This window comes from Tsukamurella sp. PLM1 (assembly GCF_023168325.1).
Classification (GTDB): domain Bacteria; phylum Actinomycetota; class Actinomycetes; order Mycobacteriales; family Mycobacteriaceae; genus Tsukamurella.
The window spans coordinates 2,074,202-2,094,768 of sequence record NZ_AP025688.1 but is presented as its reverse complement, the minus strand read 5'-3'; the positions used below and the strand labels follow the sequence as shown (position 1 = coordinate 2,094,768).

11 protein-coding genes and 5 pseudogenes are annotated in these 20,567 nt (G+C 67.5%); 4 read left to right on the top strand and 12 right to left on the bottom strand.

The genetic code is table 11. The features are described from left to right. Nucleotides 1-239 precede the first annotated feature (239 nt). From MTP03_RS23635 to MTP03_RS10830, 4 pseudogenes are all read left to right on the top strand, one after another. A pseudogene (locus MTP03_RS23635) lies at nucleotides 240-701 on the top strand (DUF5691 domain-containing protein); the annotation flags it as partial. Between the two features lie 546 nt (nucleotides 702-1,247). Then, nucleotides 1,248-2,347: pseudogene (locus tag MTP03_RS10840) on the top strand (AAA family ATPase). An 8-nt stretch (nucleotides 2,348-2,355) separates the two neighbouring features. After that, nucleotides 2,356-4,580: pseudogene (locus MTP03_RS10835) on the top strand (DUF5682 family protein). Continuing rightward, nucleotides 4,577-5,720 (top strand): annotated as a pseudogene (locus tag MTP03_RS10830) (VWA domain-containing protein). Before MTP03_RS10835 ends, MTP03_RS10830 begins: the two co-directional pseudogenes overlap by 4 nt. Nucleotides 5,721-5,760: 40 nt before the next feature. On the opposite strand, the gene MTP03_RS10825 reads toward MTP03_RS10830, so the two are convergent. From MTP03_RS10825 to MTP03_RS10775, 12 genes and pseudogenes are all read right to left on the bottom strand, one after another. Beyond that, entirely contained in the window at nucleotides 5,761-6,282 is a 522-nt protein-coding gene (locus MTP03_RS10825) for a DUF4333 domain-containing protein (RefSeq protein ID WP_248491904.1), read from the bottom strand. Nucleotides 6,283-6,337: 55 nt separating this feature from the next. Further along, nucleotides 6,338-6,532, bottom strand: coding sequence for a glycerophosphodiester phosphodiesterase (locus MTP03_RS23630; protein WP_371820943.1), 195 nt, complete (start codon nucleotides 6,530-6,532; stop codon nucleotides 6,338-6,340). Continuing rightward, a complete protein-coding gene (locus MTP03_RS10820) occupies nucleotides 6,508-7,344 on the bottom strand; it encodes a glycerophosphodiester phosphodiesterase family protein (protein ID WP_371820942.1) in 837 nt (278 codons plus the stop codon). The genes MTP03_RS23630 and MTP03_RS10820 overlap by 25 nt, the downstream gene beginning before the upstream one ends. Nucleotides 7,345-7,527: 183 nt before the next feature. Then, complete coding sequence (locus MTP03_RS10815; protein WP_248491903.1) at nucleotides 7,528-7,959, bottom strand: MIT C-terminal domain-containing protein; 432 nt, start codon at nucleotides 7,957-7,959, stop codon at nucleotides 7,528-7,530. Continuing rightward, nucleotides 7,941-9,467 (bottom strand): annotated as a pseudogene (gene brxL / locus MTP03_RS10810) (BREX system Lon protease-like protein BrxL); the annotation flags it as partial. The pseudogene brxL and the gene MTP03_RS10815, both read right to left, overlap by 19 nt. A 213-nt stretch (nucleotides 9,468-9,680) precedes the next feature. Further along, nucleotides 9,681-10,370: a hypothetical protein gene (locus MTP03_RS10805; protein ID WP_248491902.1), complete on the bottom strand. Its 690-nt coding sequence runs from the start codon at nucleotides 10,368-10,370 to the stop codon at nucleotides 9,681-9,683. Next, a complete protein-coding gene (gene pglZ, locus MTP03_RS10800; protein ID WP_248491901.1) occupies nucleotides 10,304-12,217 on the bottom strand; it encodes a BREX-1 system phosphatase PglZ type A in 1,914 nt (637 codons plus the stop codon). Before pglZ ends, MTP03_RS10805 begins: the two co-directional genes overlap by 67 nt. After that, on the bottom strand, nucleotides 12,214-14,559 hold the full coding sequence (pglX, locus tag MTP03_RS10795) for a BREX-1 system adenine-specific DNA-methyltransferase PglX (protein WP_248492125.1): 2,346 nt from the start codon (nucleotides 14,557-14,559) through the stop codon (nucleotides 12,214-12,216). The genes pglZ and pglX overlap by 4 nt, the downstream gene beginning before the upstream one ends. Beyond that, nucleotides 14,475-15,761, bottom strand: coding sequence for a BREX-1 system adenine-specific DNA-methyltransferase PglX (locus MTP03_RS10790; RefSeq protein ID WP_248491900.1), 1,287 nt, complete (start codon nucleotides 15,759-15,761; stop codon nucleotides 14,475-14,477). Before MTP03_RS10790 ends, pglX begins: the two co-directional genes overlap by 85 nt. Beyond that, complete coding sequence (gene brxC, locus MTP03_RS10785; RefSeq protein ID WP_248491899.1) at nucleotides 15,761-19,303, bottom strand: BREX system P-loop protein BrxC; 3,543 nt, start codon at nucleotides 19,301-19,303, stop codon at nucleotides 15,761-15,763. Before brxC ends, MTP03_RS10790 begins: the two co-directional genes overlap by 1 nt. Beyond that, complete coding sequence (locus tag MTP03_RS10780) at nucleotides 19,300-19,920, bottom strand: DUF1788 domain-containing protein (RefSeq protein ID WP_248491898.1); 621 nt, start codon at nucleotides 19,918-19,920, stop codon at nucleotides 19,300-19,302. Before MTP03_RS10780 ends, brxC begins: the two co-directional genes overlap by 4 nt. Continuing rightward, entirely contained in the window at nucleotides 19,917-20,552 is a 636-nt protein-coding gene (locus MTP03_RS10775) for a DUF1819 family protein (protein WP_248491897.1), read from the bottom strand. Before MTP03_RS10775 ends, MTP03_RS10780 begins: the two co-directional genes overlap by 4 nt. Between the last annotated feature and the right edge of the window lie 15 nt (nucleotides 20,553-20,567).

Below are 20,567 nucleotides of genomic sequence, written 5' to 3'. Positions count from 1 at the left end.
GGCGGGGCGGATCCCGTGCTCATCGAGTACCTCGAGAGCCTTTCTCCCGGAACCCCTCCCGCCGAGCGCGTGCTCCACGTCGCGGCGCTCACGGCCGTCGCGGCGAACGTCTCGGGGCCGACGCCCGTGGCAGGGCTCGAGCCGGTGCCGTGCGCCGATGACGATGCGCGTCCCCTGATGTCGCCGTACCTCGCCGGGGTCGTGCTCGCGGCGCTGCCGTATCCGCACGCGGACCGCTGGTGCCTGCATCCGGTGGCGGCGGCGGGGCTGCGCGCCCCGTCCGGCTCATCCCGCCCCTGCTGCGCCACACGGTCGCCCACCCCGAGGCCGGCCCGGCCGTCGCCGCGCTCACCGGGCCGCGCGGCGCGTGGCTGGCCGGGGTCGCGCCCGGCATCGGCGCGCGCCTCACCGGCCCCGACGGTGCCGCCGGCCCCGTTCCCGCGCAGGCCGACTGGGACGCGCTCCGCGCGGCGGACCGCGCAACCGCCCTGCAGGACCTCGGTGCGTTCCCCGCGGGCGGCGCCGCCGAGGCGCTGTGCGAGCGCGGTCTCGACGACCGCACGGCGACGGTCCGCGCGGCCGCGGTGCACGCGCTGCGCGGCACCGTCGGGACGGCGTACGAGGGCCGGATGCGGGCCCGCGCCGCCGCCCTGGTGCGCAGGCGCCGCGCCCTGCTCGGCGACAAGCTCGACATCGCGCCCCTGGGCGAGCCGGATGCCGCGGCGCTGCGCGACGGCGTCGCCTGGCCGCCGCCGCAGGATCTCGCCCTCCGCGTACTGGGTGGAACAGCTGTCCGCAGCCCTGCCGCTGGCCGCCTGGGAGGAGATCCTCGACGCGCCGCCCGAGCGCCTCGTCGGGGCGTCCGGCGAGTTCGGCACCGAGTTCCGGACCGGGTGGCGCGTCCGCGCCGCCCGCGAGCGGGAGCCCCGCTGGGCCGCCGCGCTGGCCCGCAGCGGCGAACCGGCCGACCTCGCGCTGGTCCCGGGGCCGTGGAGCGACGCGTTGTCCGAGAACGTGATCCGCGCGTTCTCCACGATGCTCAGGTCCGACGACTGGCATCCCCTCCCGGCGGGCGACACCGCGCTGATCGACGCGGCCGCGAGGAACCTGCCGGTCGGCCGGCGGTCGCCGTGGCCGCACCGCGTCGGGGTGCTCATGGCCCAGAGCCCCGGCCCGCGCGCCCAGTACTTCGCCCCGCTCACCGAGATCCTTCGTCTCCGCACCGCCATCGCAGAGGAGCTGCCCCAGTGACCCGAAACCCGACCGAGACCACCGACCTGCTGCGCCCGCACGCCGAGCAGGTGTACGCCGCCGAGCTCGCCGCGCTCGCAGAGCAGGACCGCGGCAGCCGGCCCACCCGCTGGCGGCTCTCCCCCGCCGCGGTCGTCGACTACCTCTGCGGCACGACGCTCGCCGACGGCACGGTCGTCGCGCCCAAGTACATCGGCCCGCGCCGGCTGATGGAGGTGGCCGTGGCGACGCTGGCCACCGACCGGGCGCTGCTCCTGCTGGGCGTGCCGGGCACCGCGAAGACCTGGGTGTCCGAGCACCTGGCCGCCGCGATCAGCGGCGATTCGACGCTGCTGGTGCAGGGCACGGCCGGCACGCCGGAAGAGGCCATCCGCTACGGCTGGAACTACGCGCGCCTCATCGCCGAGGGGCCGAGCCGGGAGGCGCTGGTGCCCTCGCCGATCATGACGGCGATGGCCGAGGCCGCGTGGCGCGGCTCGAGGAACTCACGCGCATCCCGTCCGACGTGCAGGACGCGCTCATCACCGTCCTGTCGGAGAAGACGCTGCCCGTGCCGGAACTGGGTGTCGAGGTGCAGGCGGCCAAGGGGTTCACCCTGATCGCCACGGCCAACGACCGGGACCGCGGCGTCAACGAACTCTCCTCGGCGCTGCGCCGCCGCTTCAACACCGTGGTGCTGCCGCTACCCGCGACCGCCGACGACGAGGTGCGCATCGTCTCCGACCGCGTCGCCTCCCTGGGCCGGGCGCTGGAACTGCCGGAGCTCCCCGCCGCGGCGGAGGAGATCCGCCGCGTGGTCACGGTGTTCCGCGAGCTCCGCTCCGGGGTCACCGAGGACGGCCGCACCAAGGTCAAGCAGCCCAGCGGCACCCTCTCGACCGCGGAGGCGATCTCGGTGCTCACCCACGGCACGGCGATGGCGGCGCACTTCGGCGACGGGACGCTGCGAGCCCGCGACGTCGCGGCGTCGATCCGGGGCGCGGTGGTCAAGGATCCGGTGTCCGACGGCGTCGCCTGGACCGAGTACCTGGAGTCGGTGGTGCGGGAGCGACCGGGCTGGCAGGACTTCTACCGCGCCGCCCGCGACGCCGGTTAGGACCGACGGTGACCGCTGTCCACGTGCTCGGGATCCGGCACCACGGGCCGGGTTCGGCCCGCGCGGTGGTGGCGGAGCTGGAGCGGCTGCGCCCGCAGGTCGTGCTCATCGAGGGTCCCGCCGACGCGACCGAGCTGCTCGCGCACGTCGCCGAGCCCGACCTGCAGCCGCCCGTCGCGCTGCTGGGCTACGCCGCGAACGACCCGTCGACGTCCGCGTTCTGGCCGTTCGGGGTGTTCTCCCCCGAGTGGCAGGCCGCGCGCTGGGCCGTCGAGCACGACGTCCCGGCCGAGTTCATCGACCTGCCCGTGGCCCAGACGCTCGCGCGCGAGGACGAGGCACCGTCGGACCGCGGACCGGAGGATCCCGCCCGGGCCGACCCCATCGCGGCGCTCGCCGCGGCCGCCGGCTACGACGATCCCGAGCGCTGGTGGGACGACGTGATCGAATCCCGGGGCGAGCACGACGTTTTCGACTCGCTCGGCGAGGCGATGCGCGCCGTGCGCGAGGCCGTCACAGCGGCACCGTCGGCCGACGGTGCCCCGCCCTCGCGCGAGGAGCGGCGCGAGGCGCACATGCGCAAGTGCCTGCGCGCCGCGATGAAGCGGGACGGCGTCGAGACGGTGGTCGTCGTGTGCGGCGCCTGGCACGTGCCGGCGCTCACCGGCAAGCTGCCCAGCGCCGCCGCCGACAACAAGCTCCTCGCCGGCGCCGCGAAGGTGAAATCCCGTGCGGCGTGGGTGCCGTGGACGTACTCGCGGCTGTCGTCGGAGTCCGGCTACGGTGCGGGCGTCACGTCGCCGGGGTGGTACCACCACCTGTTCACGACCGAGCCGGGCGAGGTGGTGGTGCGCTGGCTCACCGCGGTCGCGGAGCTGTTGCGTTCGGAGGATGTGCCGGTCTCGTCGGCGCACATCATCGAGGCCACGCGGCTCGCGGAGGGCCTCGCGGCGCTGCGCCGCCGGCCGCTGGCCGGGCTCGCCGAGGTCGACGAGGCCACGCTCGCCGTGCTGTGCGACGGGTCCGCCGAACAGGCCGCGCTCGTGCGCCGACGGGCCGTGGTCGGCGAACGGCTGGGCACCGTGCCCGAACACCTGCCGGTGGTGCCGCTGCAGGCCGATATCGACGCGACCGCGCGGTCCCTGCGGTTCTCGCCGTCGGCCGCGGTCAAGCAGGTGGTCCTGGACCTGCGCAAGCCCGGCGACGTCGAGAAGTCGCGGCTGCTGCACCGGCTCCGCGTGCTCGGGGTCGAGTGGGGCGACCCCGCGGCGACGAGCGGCAAGGGAACGTTCAAGGAGGGCTGGGCCGTGCAGTGGCGGCCGGAGCTGTCGGTGGACGTGGTCGTCGCGTCGGTGTGGGGAACCACGGTGCCCGCGGCGGCCACCCGGCGGCTGGAGGCGATCGCCGAGGAGTCGACGTCGCTCGCCGAGGTCACCGGCGCGCTCGACGTCGCGCTGGTGGCGGATCTCCCCGACGCGGTGACGGTGCTGCTGCGCGCCATCGAGGACCGGGCCGCGGTCGCGCACGACGTCGACGCGCTCATGGCCGCACTGCCCGCGCTCGGCCGCACCCAGCGCTACGGCGACACCCGCGGCACCGACACGGCCGCGCTCGCCCGGGTGGCGTCCGGCCTGCTCGTGCGCGTCTGCGTGGGCCTGCCCGCGGCGGTCACCGGGCTCGGCGACGAGGCCGCGTCCCAACTGGTCGGGCGGGTGGACGCCGTGGAGGACACCGTCGGGCTGCTGCCCGACGACGACCGCGACCGCTGGTACGAGGCGCTGCGAGTAGTCGCAGACCGGCCGGACGTGCACGGCTCCCCGTGGGGCGCACCACCCGGTTGCTGTTGGACGCGGGGCTGATCGACGGTGCCGACGCCGCGCTGCGGCTGCACCGCGCGCTGTCGGCGGGTGCGAGCGCCGACGCGAAGGCGGCGTGGATCACGGGATTCCTGGGTCGCAGCGGCATCGTGCTCGTGCACGATCCAGCGGTGCTCGGCGTGCTCGACGAGTGGCTGGTGGGGCTCGGCGAACAGGAGTTCATCGACGTGCTGCCGCTGCTGCGTCGGACGTTCGCGGAGTTCGATCCGGGGGTGCGGCGCAACATCGGCGATCGGGTGACCCGGATCGACTCCGGCGGCCCGGTCGAAGTCTCGGTCGCGTTCGATCCGGCTCTCACGGGTCCCGCCGTCGCGACGGCCGCGCGGCTGCTCGGTATCGGGGAGGTGGCGTCGTGACGGAACGGGACCGACGGTGGCGGTTGCTGCTCGGCAAGTCGGCTGAGGGGATGCCCCCGTTGACGGGCGCCGACGTGAAGATCGACAAGGCCCTCGCCGCGCTCTACGAGGGGTCGGGGCGGCGCGGCGCCGGGCTGGCGCGTCCGCGCCGTCGGTGGTGCGGTGGCTGGGCGACATCCGCGAGTACTTCCCCTCGACGGTGGTGCAGGTGATGCAGCACGACGCGGTGGAACGGCTGGGCCTGCACCAGCTGCTGCTCGAACCCGAGCTGATGGAGGCCGTGGAGCCGAACATCGAGCTGGTGACGACGCTCATCTCGCTGGGACGCGCGATCCCCGAGACCTCGAAGGCGACGGCGCGGGTGGTCGTGCGGAAGGTGGTCGAGGAGGTGGAGCGCCGGATCGCCGACCGGACCCGGGCCACCGTCACCGGCGCCCTGAACCGGGCGTCGCGCACGCACCGGCCCCGGCTGCGCGACGTGGACTGGAACCGGACCATCGCCGCGAACTTGAAGAACTACCTGCCGGAGCAGCGGACCGTCGTGCCCGAGCGGCTCGTGGGCTACGGCCGGCGGTCGCAGAGCGTGTCGAAGGACATCGTGCTGGCGATCGACCAGTCGGGGTCGATGGCCGCGTCCGTGGTGTACTCGGCCGTGTTCGGCGCCGTGCTCGCGACGATGCGGTCCGTGCGGACCTCGCTCGTGGTGTTCGACACCGAGGTCGTGGACCTGACCGAGCAACTCGACGATCCCGTGGACGTGCTGTTCGGCACCCAGCTGGGCGGCGGCACGGACATCAACCGGGCGATCGCCTACTGCCAGACACTGATCACCCGGCCGCAGGACAGCATCTTCGTGCTGATCTCCGACCTCTACGAGGGCGGCGTCCGCGAGGAGATGCTGACCCGCGTCGCGCAGCTGCAGGCCGCCGGCGTGCAGGTGGTCGTGCTACTCGCGCTGTCAGACGAGGGAGCGCCCTCGTTCGACCGCGACATCGCGGCGGCGTTGGCGGACATGGGGATCCCCGCCTTCGCCTGCACCCCGACGCCTTCCCGGACCTGCTGGCCGTCGCCCTGAGCCGCGGCGACATCGTCGGCTGGGCCGACCGCACCGAGCTCAGCAAACGCGGCATGGCGGACTGAGTCCGCACGCGCCGCGCGTCGGCCGGGCGTCGGTCCGGCGTCAGTCGGGCTTGACCTCCCAGCTGTCCTGGCCGTCCATCGGGCCGACCTTGTAGGTGAGAGTGCCCTTGGCGCCGGACGAGTCGGTCACCTTGCACGTGTAGGACTTGTCCGGCTCGACGGCCTTGAGGCCGTTGCCGCAGTCGACGGTGACCTTGTCGTTGAGCTTCGCCGAGACCTCGGGCTCGAGCTGGGTGCCCGACTTGGCGAGGTCGTAGAGCTTCGCGGTCGTGATGAAGTCGACGTTCATGTCCTTGTCGCGGACGGTGACCTTCACCGGGACCACCGCGTCCTTGACCTTCGCGTCGCAGGTGAAGACGGCCCCGGGCTTCGGCTTGGACTCCGACTTGTCGCACGAGACCGAATCGACCTTGTAACCGGCCTTCGAGTACTCCGCGTCCAGCTTGTCGCTGATCTGCGACTCCAGCTTGTCGAAGTCCAGCTTCGTGTCGAACAGTCCGCACGCGGACGTGAGCGGAACGAGCGAGACCAGAGCGGCGATTCCCGCGATCTTCATCTTCATGAAGAAAGACCATAGCCGACATGAATGCGACGGTGAAGCCCTTCCCGTGCCGCGTTCAGGACGGAGCGGGCAGCGCGATCCCCAGCTCCCGGAACACGGCTCGGGCGCGGTCCGGGTAGTCGGTGATCAGCCCGTCGACGCCGTCTTTCAGCAGCGCCCGCATGGTCGTGGGATCGTTCACCGTCCACGGGATCACCGTGAGCCCCAGGGCATGCGCCCGCCCGATCAGCGCCGGCGTCGCGAACCGCACGAAGTCGGGATCGCCGATCCCGCCGTCCTGCGGGTCGCCCTGCACCGGTGAGATCGCGGTGAGCCCGGGATCGTCTCCTTCGCGGCCCGCACCCAGTCGCCGCCGAAGGAGTCCACGTCGAGCCCGAGCCACGGCGACGCGCCGGGCTTCCCGGTCTGCAGGAACTGCTCGCCGTTGGTGAGCGCGATCAGCCCGACGCCCGGGAGCAGCGGCCCGATCTCCCGCAGGGCCGTCCAGTCGAAACTCTGGATCGTCACCTGCCGGGCGAGCCCGGACCGCGTGATCTCCCCCGCCACCGCCCGCACGAACTCCCCGCGCGGCGCCGTCTCCGACGGTGCCCCCGCCTCCACCTTGGTCTCGATGTTCATCCGCACGGGCGAGCGTCGCGCGCGGACGAGCTCGAAGAGCTCGTGCAGCTCCGGCATCCGCGCGCCCTCGACCACCTTCTGCGTGGCGTTGACCTTCTCGTACCCGCAGTTCATGGTGCGGATCTGCGCGTAGGTCAGGTCGCGCACGTACCTGCCGACGTACGGGAACTGCGGGTCACCCGGCACGACCGGCTTGGTATCCGCGCACTTCTTCGAGTCCACCTTCCGGTCGTGCGTGATCACGACCTTCCGGTCCTTCGTCACCTGCGTGTCCAGCTCCAGTGTGGTCACCCCCAGCCGCATCGCCGCACTGAAACCCTCCAGCGTCGACTCCGTCTGCAGGCCCAGCCCTCCCCGGTGCGCCTGCAGGTCGACGGTGCGCGGTACCGCTCCGGCAGGAGCCGCCGAGAGGGCTCCCACCATCAACGCAAGACACGTGGACACGACGGCGACACGACGCGGAATCATGGACCGTACGCTAGGCCGCCCCGGTGAACCCGACCTGTCCGCGATGTGACGTCACGGATCATCCCATCGCCTCCCACACAGGATCGGTTCTTCAGCCGTCGAACGCGATCCCCGGACGCACCGCGATCGAGGAGCTGAGGTTGCTTCGTCCTGAGCGCGTCATTCGACCTTGACGTACGTGACCGTGGTCGCCCTCGCCCGCCGGAACTGCTGGAAACGGTGCCGGAGGTCGTACCTGCCGGAGCCGGTAAACGGATGGAAGATGTCGAGCCCGCGGCCGAGCATGATCCGCCAACCGGTATCCGTCGTGATCTGACGGTCGTGCAGACCGGTGCGAAACTCGACATCGAGGTCGACTCCACCCTCGGCCATCGCGTTCTTGATCTCGACCAACCCGATCAATTGGGCCTGATTCCAGTCCTCGCGGGTCTTCTCCTCGCTCGTCACCAGCTTGACCGATACCGTGCTCTCCGGCGCCTTGGCACCAACGATCTCGAGCAGGAGGTCGTAGAAGTTGCGCAGCTGATGCGGCGCACGGATGTACGGATCGACGACCTCGATCTCGGTTGCTCCTACGAGATGCGGAAGCAAGAGCGTCGCGTACGAGTGCCCGATCGAATCGTCAGGAACGTCGATGACCCCGGTGAAGAGTTCCTCGACGTACGGGCCGTCCGCAGCGAGGACTGTGGTACCGCCGGCGGGCACGCCTGAGCCGTCGGGAACCGGCGGCGCAGCCCTCCGCCGGAGTCTTCCTCGTCGGCGTCACCTTCTTCGCCACGGTGGTAGAGGCGTGGGTAGTCGAGTTCCTCGCGCGTGGCGACGTCGTGCCACGTCCCCGCCGCATCGGTGTATCCGAACGTGACGGCGTCCATCGTCGAATCGATCCGGAGGATCTGATCCTTGACGCGCTTCCGCCCCTCGATGGCGAAGCGCAGCAAGGCTTCCACCTCATCCGGCGTCGCCGACCCACCCGGGTGCAACAGCTTCATCAGACCGGAGAAGGTCTTGCGCACGCCATCGCGGTCGCGCTGAGAGATCTGCTCGCTCAGTGTGAAGTCCGCTGCGTAGCGGTCGGAGAAGTCGAGACCCCGAAGGTGCCGCAGCGCCTCGGCGAGGTAGTCCACCACGAACCCGTAGCCGTTGGTGAACAGCTCTCGCCGGATGATCTCCACCTCCCAGCCGGGCAGGTAGTGATGGATCCGGTCGAGGTAGGCGGCGTCGTGGTACGACTCGGGCAGTGCTTCAAACAGGTCGGAATGCGCGAGCATCGTGGGGACGGGCCGAGAGGTGTTGCCGATGAAGACCATCGACGCTTCGGCGGTCTGCGTCTGCGTTCCGCGAGAGAACGACTTGTTCGCCATGTAGTTCTTCATGATGTCGACCAGCGTCTTGTCGACGCGCTTCTGGCCGGCGAACTCGTCGAACGCGACAACGTCCCAGTAGCCGACGAGGCCGATCCCGCCACTCGCGTTGTTGACGAACAGCTTGGCCGCAGTCACTTCACCACCCGAGATCAACGTCCCGTGCGGTGAGAACTCGGAGTAGACGTGAGACTTGCCGGTCCCCTTCGGACCGAGCTCGACGAGGTTGTAATTGCGCTCGACGAACGGGACGAGCCGCACTAACTGCAGCAGCTTCGCCCGCGGCGACAATTTGTTCGGATCGAACCCGATCGTGCTGACGAGGAGGTCGATCCACTCGTCTGTGGAGAACTCCTGGCGCGCGGCGACGTAGCGTGCGGAGTCGAACTGCCCCAGCTGAATCGGACGGAGCGCGGAGATGATCCACGGGTCCTCGCTGACATCACCCGCCGAGTACTCGACGTCGACCATGCACCAGACTCCGCCGGTGAGCAGCTTCTCGTTCGCCTTCACCGTGCGGTCGTCGATCGGGACGTGCTTGAGCCCGAGATTCGAGAACGACGCAGTGTGCATGTCCCGTTTCACGTCCAGCACGACCGAGATCTTGTCGATCACGCGGTGTCTACCGCGGTCACGAATGGTCGACTTGATCAGCTCCGCCTCGCCGCGATGCACGTAGTGCTTGGCGAGAATGTCGCGGACGGACTCGATGCCCGCCTCGATCGTCGCGGGATCGTCGGTCGCGCAGTACTGCGCAAGAAGGAATTCGAGTACGTAACCGGGAACAACAGCGTTTCCTTGATCCGCCCGACAAGATCCTTCCGCACCACGAAGCCGGGAAACTGCGCGTTGGCTTTCGCATCCAACGCACTCGAATCAGTGTTATCGACAACAGGTTCCGCCATCGAACCGTCCTCGATCAGGTCGTCGCTCACGGATCCGAGTCCACCCTCAGAATGCGTCATTGAATCCTCCGAAGCCGCGCTGCAATGTTGCCGTAGTGCTTTGGTACGGGGTCAACTGACCGTTGACCCGTTCCGCCGCCCGAATCGTGATCACCTGGCCGTTGTAGCGCTCGGCCTCCTCGTTCAGCACCAGTTCGACGGTGCGCCCCCGGTCACGGATGTCCTCCGCTTCGCTCGCCACGTCGACGGTGCGCTCCCCGGAGAGCAGCACTCCGTCGGGCGCATACGCGCCGATCACGAGCTCGCGTCCACGCTTCTTTCCCCGCACCGGATCCCGCTGCAGCAGCGTCACCATGACGGTGCTCGTCGTGATCGTGGGCGTACTGACGTTGACGTCGACCGTCACCTTGCTCGCTGCGGTACTGCGCCCGCGGGTGAGCGTCACGAGTGGGACCACCACCTCTTGCAACGAGGCTCCGCCGTGCACGTACTGGTACCCCGCGCCCTGCTTGCGGAGTCGGTGCAGTCCGCGCGGGATCTGGACCTCGTCGCCGCCGTCGTAGCCGAGCGCTTGAGGCGTCCACGTGGTGAACGCGGACTGGTCCTTCAATCCTTCGCCGATCACATGCCGGCGGCCGAACACGACTGCGTCGCCCTGGGGCGTCTCGCTCAGGTACTCGGCGGGTTCGAGATCGGAACGCTGATAGAGGAATCCGTGGTCTGCTGTGACAAGCACCGGCTCGCGCGCATCTTCCCGCTGCCGAAGGTCTTGATGATCCGAAGCAGATCGCCGATCGCGCGGTCGGCGGCCTCAGGCACCTGGTGCGGCGCCTCGTGCCCGGCCGTGTCGATGGTGTCGTGGTACACGATGAGCGCTTCGTTGCTCTGCCACAACGCATACCTGTCCGCCGGGCCCATGGACATGACCTCGTCGAATTTGATCGCCGTGGCGTGCGCCTTGGCCCATAGCGCGTTCCTGGCTGGTAGCCCGGAGGTCGAGGCACCGTCGGCCCGGACGGACTCGCCGTGGAGGCTCAGCCGGGTGTGAGGGAGCATCGCGGCCATGCCGGCGAAGGTCAGCGAGGGCAGGGGCGACAGGCGCGGTTCGACGGTGGCGTCGAACCAATCGTCGTCCCGGTTGACCCGCTGCGCGAGTTCGAGGCCGACCTCATAGCGGAAGGCGTCCGAAATGACGACGAGGGTCTTCGCCTTGGCGGGCAGGTCGTGTGCGGCAAACCCGCGCAACGGCTCGATTCCGGGAACGCGCCACTCGTCGAGGCTGTCCACGTGCGCCTGCCACTCAACGGCGAGCGGACGCTGGTACGCCTGGAGATACTGCTTCTCGACCTTGTCTGCGAGCTCGGCGGGCAGTTCGGGATCCGCTGTCGCGAAGTACCGCCGGAAGCGGCGGTAGGCACCGTCGATGGGAGCCCACGAGGCAGCGTAGCTGCGGATGCCGTCGGTTGCGTCCGCCATCACCGGGAGAAACGCCTCGATCCGGGTGAGGCATTCGGCTGCGGCCTCGAGCGCGACGTAGGAGTGCTCCTGGTCCAAGAACCACGTGGTGCTGCGCCGCATGGCGAGAATCTCGCGGACCGCGTCCGGAGCGAGCTCGCGCCGGTACACGGCTGCGGCCAGCTTGGTGATGACGGCGTGGTCCACGACGGGGAAGACATCGGTGCCGGCCAGCTCCGCGACGGGCTGGTCGTCCGCACGCAGCCGGTCCGCGATGTTGAGGTCGCGCTCCGCCGTTTCTGCGAGACGCTTGAACAAGGGGCCGTATCGCCGGCCGTCGCGCAGCCGTTCGAAGTCGATCCGGGCGGGATTGCGGGCGTCGGGCCAGTGCTTCCACGCCTGGTCGAACATCCAGGTCACCAGCCCGGCGACGGTCGGATCCTGGGACTCGAAGCCGTAGATCCGTGCACACCCCTGCCAGAGGAAGTCGGCAAGGCCGGCGTCCACGAGGGACGGGTAGCGCGCGTCGTCCTCGTCGGCGTAGTCCTCGAAGAGCGCGGTGACGATCTCCTGCAGCCGGTGACTGTCCTGTCCGTCGAGACCCAACACCTCCGCCGAGAGGAACGCCAGTACGGTCTCCGCGAGCTTGACGGGCGGGAGCTGGGGATCGAGCTCGGTCAGTCGCGCGCGGATGGCTTCGGCACGGCCGGGGGCCGCGAACGCCGGCGCGTGCGCCTGCACGACGTGATCGACACCCCGGTCCGTGAGCCCGAGTTCGTGCACCAGAATCGCCGCGGTGTCCGCGGTGAACAGACCGTAACCGACCTCCAGATCGAGGAGCCAGTTGTCCGGCTTCGCCGGCCGCTCGCCGGTGCGATACACCAGGTGGCGATGCTTCTCGTCCCTCGACGGGTCGTCCACATCCGCGTACACCCGCGTCTTGATGCCGAGTTCGTTGTTCTCGACGCGATGCACGGACACCTCGTAGCCGGAGCGTCCGAGCGCACCGACGATCTCGTCGAGGCTATCCGCGTACTCTCCCGGGCCGTCGTTCCAGTTGATCACGGGGCTGCTGGCGTACCGTTCCGCCAGCAGCTCGGCGATCCGGTTCGACGGTGCCGCCGTCACGACAGGCCCTTCACGTACTTCAATACCGCGCCGAGCTTCGGATAGTTCTGCTTGACGCCGTCGTCGAGGTCGAGCTCGATCTCCGCGGTGGAAAGCGGGAACAGCGTCGTCGTCACCCAGTCCTGGATCTCGCGCTGCATCTGAGTCAAGGTGGCCTGCTCCTTACGGAGCTTGGTCGCCTCGGCCTTATCCGCGGTATCCAGGGCATGCGCGATAGTGGTGAGCCGGGCTTCCTGCTTGTCCAACATGTCGTTCGCGTAGTTCTCACGGACGATCCCGAGCGTCGCCGGCGTGTACCGGTGCAGGTAGATCAGCGCGTTGAAGCCCTTGCTGGGCTGCTTCGAGTTCGACGACACCTGCCAGTAGATCGGCCGGTTCGAGTACATCTTGAGATGGTCAGAGTAGAAGTCTTTGAGGAAGTACTGCCGCAGGTCCTTGCGTTTTCCCGACCCGAGGGCGTGTTCGATCCAACTGACGTTCGCAGTGACGTTCTCCTCGCCGAATGCTACTGCCAAGAAGTCACGAACGCGAGAGACGATATCGTCTGGGAAATATTCGTTCTCCGTAATCGGCACAATCCCGTCGTCATCCGGACGGAACCGCGCATTCGGCACCTGCGCCTCGTAATCCGCCATCGTCGACCCCGCATCCGCGAGGATCAGGCCGGGTTCATCCAGGCTGTACCGCCCCATGATGCAACCGACCGCATACGACAGCAGTTCCCGCGCGAGATCCAGGTCGAAGAGCGCCCGATATTCATCCTCCGTACGCGCTGCCCCCTTCTTCGGCATATACCGAAATCGAGGATTACCAGTGAGCGTCACTCGGTCGATCGAGACATCGGAATTGACCTCTTTCGACACTCCGTACAGCCCAGAGAAATACGAGTTGTTTGCCCGCTCAATTTCCTGAGCGCGACAGGCTGCTTGGATCCCGGAAAACAATTTGTGTGCCGAAGCCGCATCCAGTTGCCCGAATCCGAGCACCACGAGAGGGTTCCTTTCGAACTCCCAAGATGTTTCGTAGTCGTTCCAGTCTGCGCGCGCAATATTGACCAGCTCGTCAACAGCAGGACCGATTTCGTGGAAATCACCATCGATCACCGGCAGATTCGCGATGTGACCTACTTCGAAATGCAGCGCCGGAGAAAGTATTTCCAGAAGTCTTTCACTGACCGAAGAATTTAGGAATCCGAGCAACCAAGTGAGGTCTTCGTCATTTTCGGCGAACACCGCCTGTCCGACATGGCTAAATATTGAGTTTGCCGGGTACGACCGAAATGAAGGCGCACCGCTCGATACGTTCGACCAAGATACACAAGGACGGAAATAGAATTCGGTGTTCTGTGGACGTGAACGTTGCTTGCCTGTCGCAGGGTCGACGTATCCGAGCACGTCCGATCCATCAGCCTCCCAGTTGACAACATAGTCCTGATTTCCCCACCATTTTCGGAAGGCTCCCCCTTTGTTGAACGGGAACCATTTCCTGTTCGACCTGGTGGCCTCGTCACGGTTCGACACGTCGTAGCTTGTTCGATCGCTCGACACCTCGAACCATTGTCGAATAAACCGATCATTATCGGCTGTCGCCAATCCTTGTCGAGGCGATGATACCTCACCTAATCGAGTTCCGTCTCTGAATACTTTACGCATGGAGTCGGAAAGCCAATACACGATAGGAGACTCCGGTATGTTTGAGAATTCAGATTGACGCGCGAAAAAAACTCCCGATTGCCCGTCGAGAAAGAGTTGCTCAATCGCGTCCACAGCCCGCACCTCTACGTGCCGCTCGAATAGCCTTCTGAATTCTGCTTTGCGCTGCGGCAGAGCCGCGCAATTCGTCACAACGAATGCGCACGATCCGAAGTCGGCACCAAAGACTCCGCGACCGAGGTGAAGGAATGAATCGATCTGGGAATACGCGAGAAAATTCGCCCGAAAATCCGTGAACGTCTTCAAGAACATCCATGACGGTAGAACAATCATTCCCCAATTCCCAGATTGTACACAAATTTCGGCAGCGCGCGCCATGAAACCCGTGATGAGATCATTCTTTGCAGAGGGGTACGCGTGTTTCATCCAGGATTTCAGCAGGTCGCCCATGTTGCCGCTGCCAAGGTACGGCGGGTTGGCGACGACCACGTGGTACTGGTCGTCCTCGAGTGCATTCGCCTGCCGATACAGTCGTCGCGCTCGCGCGAGCACTTCCCGACGCGCCTCGACCGTGGTGTCGCCACCCTCGTTCTGTTCGGCGTCGATCAGGATCCGGCGGAGAACCGCCATGCCCACCGCGTCCACGCGGATGAGTGAGCCGAAGGTATCGGCGTAGACGAACGACTGCAGCAGTGCTTCCAGCGCCGCACGGTCGTCGCGGTCCGGCCCCGCGCCAACAGCTCGATGTCGTCGCCGTCGAATGCCAGCGGCTCGATCCGCACGATGTCCGGCCGGACGGGCGCACCGCTCTTGGGGGTGAAGAATCTGCGGTCCTTCTCCCTCGCTTTCATCGCCAGCGCGAACGAGGCGAGCTGCGCGGCGCGCGAGTCGATCTCGAGACCGCGCAGGTTGTGCGTGAGGATCTTCTGTGGGATCTCGGTGCGCGCGTACCCGGCCTCCTCATAGATGTGGAAGAGCAGGTCGAAGGCGTACGTGAGCATGTGTCCGGAGCCGCACGCGGGGTCGACCACGCGGATCTCCTCGGGCGACTCGACGGTGACGCCAGTGTCCGGCTGCCCCTCGATCGGCTCCACGAAGTACGGCATGTGCTCGCGCAGGCCGCTGGTCGGCCTGGATCGAAGCCAGAGTCGCCCCAGCGAGTTCTCGACCAGGTACCGCACGATCCAGTGCGGTGTGAACAGCTGCGTGACGGCCGGGAGCTCCGCGGCGTCGATCGGCACCTTCGCCTTGTTGATCTCGTCCTTGAGGTCGGAGTTGTAGAACTGATACAGCCAGCCGACCACCTCGACGGTCTCGCAGGCATCGTCGTCCATCACGGCGACGGCACGCTCCCGGACGGACGTCGGCGCGAGCAGATCGGCCGGCACCAGCAGGCGGATCCAGTCGGCCGGCCCGGTGAAGACCTCCGGCATCGACGGATACCAGGCCACGAACATCGCGCGCAGCAGTAGTGCATACGCCTCGAGCTGCGCGTTCGCGGAAGTTCGGCGACCGCTGAGCAGCGCGGAGACCTCAGAACGCGTGCGCTCGGGAACCTCATCGCCGAACTCTCCGGACTGCGCACGCAGCAGGATTTCGGGCAGGTTCGACGCGGAACCTCCAGCCGGCGACACCACGCGGTACGGACCGGAGAACCCGCGCACATCCATGAACCGCGCCGCCGTCAGGCGGTTGAACCAGGTGTGGGCGGCGGTGTCCGCGACCCAGGTCTCGCCGTGCTCCGCGACCGCGGCACGCAATCCCGCGACATCGTTCGGGTACTCGGCCGCGATCTTCGGATCGCTCAGGGCCTGGGTCACCAGGCCCGCCATCTGATCGAGCAGGGTCACTCGTGCCGCCGTGGCGAACTTCTCGAGCTTCGAGGAATCCATTACAGGAGCACCGTCTTCCCTGCTTCGATTGCCGCCAGCAGGCTCGCGCGCAGCTCCACCACGTACTGGTCGACGTCTGCGTTGGTCCGCAACGTCGCAGGCACGTTCGACACGGCGATCTTCGAGATACGAACGGAGACGGTCTGAGTCGGTGTCCCAACGCCGTCCCGATCCGAGTCGCCCTTCTCACCTACGGTTCCGACGTCAGTGGCAGCGGCGGTGGCCTGCCCCGCCACGAGTACATTCACCGCATCGCTGTACGCCGCATCGAAGGACTTTGCGGCCAGTGCGACAGCGCCCCGCGTCGCGTGCGCCGCCACTGCGTTGCGCGAGTTCTGTAGCGCGGTCACGGCGCGCTCTCGCGCTGCTGGGTTCGCCTCGAGGTACTCCCGCTTCGATCGAAGCGCAACGATCGTCTCGTCGATGTGCGCCGCGAGCGCATCGCGGTCCCGCGCCACGGCATCGTCGACGTGCGCGAGCAGACGCTCGTGCACACGCTTGATCCGCGGCACCACGTCCCCACGCAGGAACCCCGGATCGGCAAGGTCGGCACGGAGCTGCGCAAGATCAGCAGCATCGGCGTCGTGCAGATCGGCGTCCCTGTCCTGCAGGAACTTCCGAGCCGCGGTGATCACGGCCGGCTGCTGTCCGTTGAGGAACCCGCGGATCGGATCGAGCTCGTCGTCCTTGAGGTCGAGCAGATCGTCGGCGTCGTCGAGGAACTCACCCAGATACCACTCCGCCGCGCGGCCGTCCACGACCGCGCGCAGCCGCTTCGCCAGCGCCTCCACCTGATCTGTGAACGGGTACGGCTCCCCCGCCCACCGAGCAACCTCGTCGGCGGTGCCGGCCAGCTCTGACCGGACCTTCTCGATGAGATCGTCGGTGTTCGGGAAAGTCTCACCGTTGTTGGCGAAGTCCGCGAGGAACCGCTGCAGCTTGCGCACCTTGGCCGGGTCATGCGCGCGGACCTCGTCCACGTGGATCTGACGGTGCTTGTGGCGATTCGTCAGCTCACCCGCGATCTCGGTACGCACGAGAATGCGCGAGTCGAGGCGGAGGCGCAACTGTCCGGCGACGACCGCGTGCGCGAGGATCCCCAACACCGTCGGGGTGGACCACCCGAACGGCGGCTTCGCGAAGTGCTCCACGAGGTGGCCCACAGTGGCGTCCACCTGGCGCGACTTCGCGTACTGCACCTCATTGATGACGGTGCGCGCGAGTTCATCCAGAGAGGAGGTCACGTCGAGATCGAGCGTGTTCTCGTCGCGCAGAATGCGGCTGACGTCTCCATCCGTGAGGCTCGACGCCGCGCGTGCCTCATTGATACGCAGGTACAGCGACTCGATCGCCACCTGCAGGCCGGCGTTCACCCGATCCTTCGCAGTGCCCCCGCCTACCTGCACGATCGTCCCGTTGTGCACCAGGTCGGCGTTCGCGACCGCACGCGCCACCTCCGCGCGCACGGCGCGACCTCGTTCGACGTTGGCCCGCCCGTGCGATGCCAGGATCCGCTGCTTCGACTCGGGCAGCGTCGACTTCATCTGCAATTGCACGTAGCTCGCGGTACGGACGAACAGTTCGATGTCGTCCCTGGTGCGGTCGGTGAGGTCCAGCACGACGTACAGCGCACCCGCCGCGCCGATCGACTGCTGCTTCACATCCTCGACGGTGCGGTACCCGTACGGAGTGATGAACCGGACACTCAGTGGTTCCGCCCGGCCCTGTCGCTCGTCATCGAGCCAACGCTCGAGCCCGAGGTCGACGCCCGTGGCATCGTGGCGGACCTTGCCACCCACGCCAGTGGTCGCCACGATCTCATCGTTGAGCAGCTTCTTCACGTCGGCGTCATTGCGGGCGTGGTTCTTGATCGCCTTCTCGACGTCCTGTTCCTCGTTCGTCAGATACGAGTACGTATTGCCCGAGCGTTGCACGTAGGTCGCGCGCTCGAGTTCCTTGAGCGCCCGCTCGACATCGGTGTGCAGCGCCGAGACATTCGCGCCGATCTCGTGGGTGAGAAGCACCGACAGGGCCTGCGGAGTGGCCTCGAACCAGTCGACGTACTTCGTCATCAGCAGCGCCTTGAGCAACCGCAGCTGCAGGTCGCGATCGGTCCCGCTGATGTTGCGCCCGGCACTGATCACGTTCGCCTTGATGTCCGAGTTCAGCGACTTCTCGATGCCGTCGTAGAACATGTCGAACGTCGCGAGCGCGCCGATACCCGACGCCTTCATCGACGAACCGATGTCTTTCGTGACCCCGAGCAGCGAGCGCTCGCCGACCGACGAGTGCTTACCGGTGAACGCGTTGAAATCCGAGAGACCACGCATCGCGTCGTGGAACAGCTCGAACTGGTAGTCCACGAAGGGGTAGGTGGCCACGAAGTCGCTCTCACTCGCGTAACTGCTGAGCGGGCGCTGATTCTGCAGCGCGAACAGCGACCGGAACCTCTCGTGCTTGGACTCGTAAATGCCCGACAGGAGCCCCACACCCTCCGGCGTCTTCTCCAGCAAGCGCCGCGAGACCACGTCTTTGACGTTGCGCGAGTCCAGCTTGAGGGCAACGGCGAAGCGCGCCTGGATCTTCGAGAAGTCCTGCTGCTGCTCCTTAGTGCGGTCGCCGAGGATCGATTCGAGCACCTCCTGCGAGGTCACGAAAACCCACGCACGGCCGCGGCACCTGGTGTGCAGCGATTCGGTGATCGTCTGCAGGCTCAGCATGAGCTGGGTGTTCTGACCGATGAACTGACCGATCTCGTCCACGAAGAACGCCAGACGGTGCCCGGCCGGTTGTGCGTCGAGCCACTGCGCCACCTCGTCGGTGAAGGCCTCGATCGACGTGGCGCTGTGCGTCTGCCGGTAGGTGGCGAGCGGCGCGGTGATGGAGTGCCCGGTCACCTCCGCGTAAGCCTTCTCGGCAGCGGAGTCGGCGAAGATCGCGAGCTCACGCCCCTGCTCCCACGGCTTCCCGTAGTGGCGCTCGAACGCTGCCTTGAACTCCTCGAGGACGCCCTGCGCAGCGAGGTCACGCTCGAACCGGGCGATGTACGGGCTCTTGCCGAACAACCCGGCGGCCTCGTAGAAGACCTGCACGAACACGTCGAGCAGCGCGCTCGGCTGATCCTTGTTGTTCTTGTCGACCTTCTCGTCGATGTTGAACAGCAGGGACGTGGCCGGCGTGGCGGCCGCGCGCCCGAGGGCGCCTCGGAGGATTGCATCGTCGACGGGCAGCTTCGAAGTGAACTCGGCCACGACGTCCGCGCGGGGGACTTCCGACCCGGGCACGTCGCCGAGCAGGTACGCGAGCATCTTGAGCAAGTGCGACTTGCCGGAGCCGAAGAACCCGGCGATCCACACCCCGTTCGACGGCGGCTCGCCCGGGAACGTGTACGCGTCCAGGAGGTCCCGCAGATGATCCGCGACCTCCGCGGTGATCACGTACTCCTGCACCTCGGTGCGGAGCCGCCCCGAGCTGGATGCCTTGACCACACCGTCGAGCGGGCGGTCGATGTCCTTGGCGAGGATCTGTTCCAGGTTCGTCACGGGTTCCCCAGTTTCAGCAGGTCGAATGCGCGGTAGTAGTCGTCGTCGAGGAGTTGGCCGAACAGCACGAGCGATGCCCCTTGCGTCGGCGATTGCCGGTACTCGCCCGGGAACACCAGCACCACGGGGAGGTCGGATAAGAGCGGCTGCAGAGTGTTGAGGACTGCGTGCGCACGGACCAGCGGATACAGCCGGCCGACGTGCGTCAGTAGCACCACCTGAGGTGCCGGTTCCTGTTCTCGCACGACGGACGTGATTCGCGGCGAGAGGTACTTCTCCGGGGAGATCACGTTCCCCACGTCCGCGAATGCCTCCTTGGGGAGAGCGGACTCCTGCTCGAGGATCTGATCCCATTGGCCGGTCTCGTCCCACATCGCGCGGGCGAGGGCCCAGAGGTCGACCTCGCAGACCTCGATGCCATCCGCGCGCAACCGGCCCACCAGGCGCTTGATCTGCTGGCCCACCTCGGGTTCGTCTGCGGGGGGATGCCCGAGGATGAAGTACGGCACCTCGCCGAGCTGGCCCCGCATATGGAGGAAGTCATCTGAGCGCATCACCGAGTACGCCAGATCGAACCGCTCGGCGGGCAGCATGCTCTCTCGGATCGGTTCCGTCATGACCGCCGCCCCTCAGCGCTCGCCCCGATGCCCGCGAATTGGGATTCGTACAGCGGCAGACTCAGCGCGACGGCGGGATCCATCTGGCTCAACACGTCCACGACAGCCGGCGACGGGACTACGGCGACAACACGACCACCATCGGCCACGAATCCCGCCTCGCGCGCCATTCGGAACGTGCTCTGGCGCAACTTCACCCGTGTCGACGGTGCCGCGTCCCGCAGCTCGTCGACCCACGCGGCCTGCACGTTCCAGAACGTCTCGAAATCGTCCGGCTGAACCAGCGGGCGCTCGGTGAGCAAGCGTTCTCTGAGCACCTCCCGGCCGAAATCGCGGAGCAACCGGTAGCGCGCACACGCCGCTACCCAGAGCAGGATTCGCGCCTGCGCGCCCGGGCCCGCCGCGAGAACACGGAGCCCGCTGGACGGAAGTAGGACAAGACGCTGAACTGCCTCGCTCGTGAGGCGCACCGTCGACCGACGGGACCGCTGCTGCACGACATTGCGTTCGACCCCGAGCGACCATGCGCGCGACGCATCGCCTTCTTCAAGCAGCAACGCCGCAACCGCAGCGGACTCCTCCACCAGCAGCCCCCCGGCGGTGAACGACAGGCGATAGGGCTCGATCGTCACCACGGCCTCCCCGCT

Bases quoted from the DNA above. Each gene is read 5' to 3' on its own strand.
- MTP03_RS10825 (WP_248491904.1), bottom strand. From the start codon at position 6,282: ATGAAGATGAAGATCGCGGGAATCGCCGCTCTGGTCTCGCTCGTTCCG.
- MTP03_RS10790 (WP_248491900.1), bottom strand. From the start codon at position 15,761: ATGGATTCCTCGAAGCTCGAGAAGTTCGCCACGGCGGCACGAGTGACC.
- MTP03_RS10780 (WP_248491898.1), bottom strand. From the start codon at position 19,920: ATGACGGAACCGATCCGAGAGAGCATGCTGCCCGCCGAGCGGTTCGAT.